This is a genomic window from Streptomyces katrae, from assembly GCF_000966975.1.
Classification (GTDB): domain Bacteria; phylum Actinomycetota; class Actinomycetes; order Streptomycetales; family Streptomycetaceae; genus Streptomyces; species Streptomyces katrae.
This window is the reverse complement of record NZ_JZWV01001478.1, coordinates 1-2,704: the sequence shown is the minus strand read 5'-3', so window position 1 is coordinate 2,704 and position 2,704 is coordinate 1. Positions and strand designations below refer to the sequence as shown.

Below are 2,704 nucleotides of genomic sequence, written 5' to 3'. Positions count from 1 at the left end.
CCTCGATCCGCACCGCCCACGGCGGGTCGAAGACGGTCTTCAGCAGGACGGCACCACGGGCCTTGGGCCCGTCGAGCAGCCCGGTCAACGTGTCCATGGCCCCATCCTCACCCGGCCCGCCCCCGCACGTCCCCAGCCCGCCCCCGCACGTCCCCGGCACGTCTCCCACCCATCCCCCTCAGACGTCCCAGACCCCGCTCGCCGCCACCTCGCGCGCATAGTCGGCGAAGTCCCGGGGCGGGCGCCCCAGTACCTCCTCCACCCCGTGCACCAGGTGCGCGTTGCGCCCGTCCAGGATGAGGGCGAACAGCTCCGCGAACTCCTCCGGCAGCCCCTCCTCCCGCAGTGCCGCCCGGAACTCCCCGTCGGAGACGGGCACGTACGCGATCTCGCGCCCGGTCGCCTTCGACAGCTCGGCGGCCACCTCCCCGAAGCCCAGCAGCCGAGGCCCGGACAGCTCGTACGTCCTGCCGATGTGCCGGTCGTCGGTGAGCGCGGCCACCGCCACGTCGGCGATGTCACCGGCGTCCACGAAGGGTTCGACGGCGTCCGCCACCGGCAGGGCGATCTCCCCGGCCCGTACGGGCTCCAGGAAGAAGTCCTCGTCGAAGTTCTGGTGGAACCAACTGGCGCGCACCACGGTCCAGTCGGCCCCGGAGTCCTTCAGCCGGTCCTCACTGGTCCGGGCCGCCTCCTCGCCGCGCCCGGACAGCAGCACCAGCCGGCGCGCCCCGGCCGCCACCGCCGCCTCCGCGAAGGCGCCGACCTGGTCGGCGGCCCCGGGGAAGGAGAGGTCGGGCTGGTAGGTGACGTACACCCGGTCCACGTCCCGCAGCGCCGGCCCCCAGGTCTCGGGCCGGTGCCAGTCGAAGGCCGGCTCTCCGGTCCGCGACCCGATCCGCACCGGCCGCCCCTGGACCAGCAGCCGCTCCGCGACACGCCGTCCGGTCTTGCCGTTGCCCCCGATGACCAGGGTCTTCTTCGTCGCGTTCGAGTTCGTCGTCATGGGAACCAGTCAATCGCCGCGGGGTGAGACGCGACATGGCCCAGACGCTCACCCCCATACGCGTGCGTCCACGCCGAACGCCGCCCGGCACCCGCCCCTCGGCCACCGGGCTTTCCGGATCTGTCGGACCCTCTGGACACACCGCTACGGGGCATGTGATCCCATGATCCACATGACGAGGACTCTCTACCTGTTCTGCTCCGCCGCCCCGCCCGTCTTCGACGTGGCCCACGTGATCGAGGACGCCCAGTCGCGCGGCTGGAACGTCTGCGTGGGTCTGACCCCGGCGGCGGCGCGGTGGGTGTCCGAGAGCCTCGACGGGCTCGCGGCCCTGACCGGCAACCCGGTGCGCTGGCAGTACAAGCTCCCCGGGGAGCCCGACGTGTGGCCGCCCGCGGACGCCGTGCTGTTCGCCCCCGCCACCTTCAACACGGTCAACGCCTGGGCCCTGGGCCTCACCGACCGGTTCACCGTCGGGGTCGCGGCCGAGGCCCTCGGCAAGGGCGTCCCGGTGGTCGCCATGCCCTGCACCAACGCGGCGCTCGCCGCGCACCCCCAGTTCGAGCAGTCCCTCACCGTCCTGCGGGGTGCGGGCGCCGAGCTGCTCTTCGGCGAGGGCGGTTTCGTCCCCGGCCCGGCCGGCCAGGACGCCCCGCCGCACTTCCCGTGGCAGACCGCCCTGGACGCCGTGGACCGCGCGGCCGCCGAGCGCCCGGCCTGACCCTGGCCCCGGTCTGACCCCGGCCCTGACCCCGGCCCCGCACCCCTACTCCCCCGTGACCCCGTCGATCGCCTCGCGCAGCAGGTCCGCGTGCCCGTTGTGCCGGGCGTACTCCTCGATCATGTGGGCCAGGATGTAGTGCAGCGAGTACGGCTGGTCGCCGAAGTGCCCCCGCACGTCCAGGGATTCGGCGGCCGCCACGATCTTCCGCGACCGCTCGCAGGTGTCCTCCCAGATCCGGAAGGCCTCGGCCGGGTCCGCGTCCTCGACGTGGAACTCCGTCCACTCCCCGGCCTCGTTCTTCGGGAAGTACCCGCGTACGTCCTCCCCGCCCAGCACGTTGCGGAACCAGCCGCGCTCCACCTCCGCGAGGTGGCGTACGAGCCCCAGCAGGCTCAGCCCGGACGGCGGGACGGCCTTGCGCCGCAGCTGCTCGTCGGTCAGGCCCGCGCACTTCATCCGCAGGGTGTCCCGCTGCCACTGCAGGACACTGGTCAGGGTGGCCCGTTCGTCGCCCACCAGCTCGGGCGGGGTCCGCTGTTCATCGCTCATCGCCCGATGATCACACCGGCCGCCGCACCCCACCGGCCATTTCACATGCCGGATGCCCCGCGGCGCGGGCCGGCTCTCAAGCGGCCGTCACCCGCCGCCCCGCGCTCGCGCCCGCACCCGCCCCCGCCAGCGCCCGCACCCCGTCCAGGCTGCTCCCGTACCCGGGCCGCCAGCCCAGCTCCCGCCGCGCCTTGGCGTTCGACATCCGCAGGTCGGTGCCCATGATGGCGTGCGCGAGCGGCGCCGGCCGCAGCACCCACAGCGGCACGCTCATCGGCTCCGGCGCCCCGAAGGCCCGCGCCACCGCCCCCATGTGCTCGCCCCAGCCGGCCGGGACGTCATCGGCGATGTTGTACGCCTCGCCCGCACGCCCGGCGTCCACCGCCAGGGCCACCGCCCGCGCCGCGTCCGCCACGTCGACCCAG

Annotated in this window: 3 protein-coding genes and 2 pseudogenes; 1 reads left to right on the top strand and 4 read right to left on the bottom strand. The window is 74.2% G+C overall.

All coding sequences use genetic code 11. The features are described 5' to 3' along the window. Together VR44_RS48090 and VR44_RS38485 are read right to left on the bottom strand one after the other, a co-directional pair. Positions 1 to 97, bottom strand: a pseudogene (locus VR44_RS48090) (AraC family transcriptional regulator); the annotation flags it as partial. An 81-nt stretch (positions 98 to 178) separates the two neighbouring features. Then, positions 179 to 1,006 carry an NAD(P)H-binding protein gene (locus VR44_RS38485; RefSeq protein WP_045952330.1) on the bottom strand — a complete coding sequence of 276 codons (828 nt, stop codon included), beginning with the start codon at positions 1,004 to 1,006 and terminating at the stop codon, positions 179 to 181. Positions 1,007 to 1,178: 172 nt separating this feature from the next. On the opposite strand from VR44_RS38485, the gene VR44_RS38480 reads away from it, so the two are divergent. Continuing rightward, positions 1,179 to 1,727 carry a flavoprotein gene (locus tag VR44_RS38480; protein WP_045952331.1) on the top strand — a complete coding sequence of 183 codons (549 nt, stop codon included), beginning with the start codon at positions 1,179 to 1,181 and terminating at the stop codon, positions 1,725 to 1,727. Positions 1,728 to 1,772: 45 nt separating this feature from the next. Here VR44_RS38480 and VR44_RS38475 read toward each other — a convergent pair whose 3' ends face one another. Together VR44_RS38475 and VR44_RS38470 are read right to left on the bottom strand one after the other, a co-directional pair. Next, positions 1,773 to 2,279, bottom strand: a complete 507-nt coding sequence (locus tag VR44_RS38475; RefSeq protein WP_045952329.1) for a DinB family protein — start codon at positions 2,277 to 2,279, stop codon at positions 1,773 to 1,775. A gap of 76 nt (positions 2,280 to 2,355) precedes the next feature. Continuing rightward, positions 2,356 to 2,704 (bottom strand): annotated as a pseudogene (locus VR44_RS38470) (NAD-dependent epimerase/dehydratase family protein); the annotation flags it as partial.

What these genes read in the sequence shown, in the direction of transcription:
- VR44_RS38475 (WP_045952329.1), bottom strand. Translation starts at nt 2,279, where the DNA reads ATGAGCGATGAACAGCGGACCCCGCCCGAGCTGGTGGGCGACGAACGG.
- VR44_RS38480 (WP_045952331.1), top strand. Translation starts at nt 1,179, where the DNA reads ATGACGAGGACTCTCTACCTGTTCTGCTCCGCCGCCCCGCCCGTCTTC.
- VR44_RS38485 (WP_045952330.1), bottom strand. Translation starts at nt 1,006, where the DNA reads ATGACGACGAACTCGAACGCGACGAAGAAGACCCTGGTCATCGGGGGC.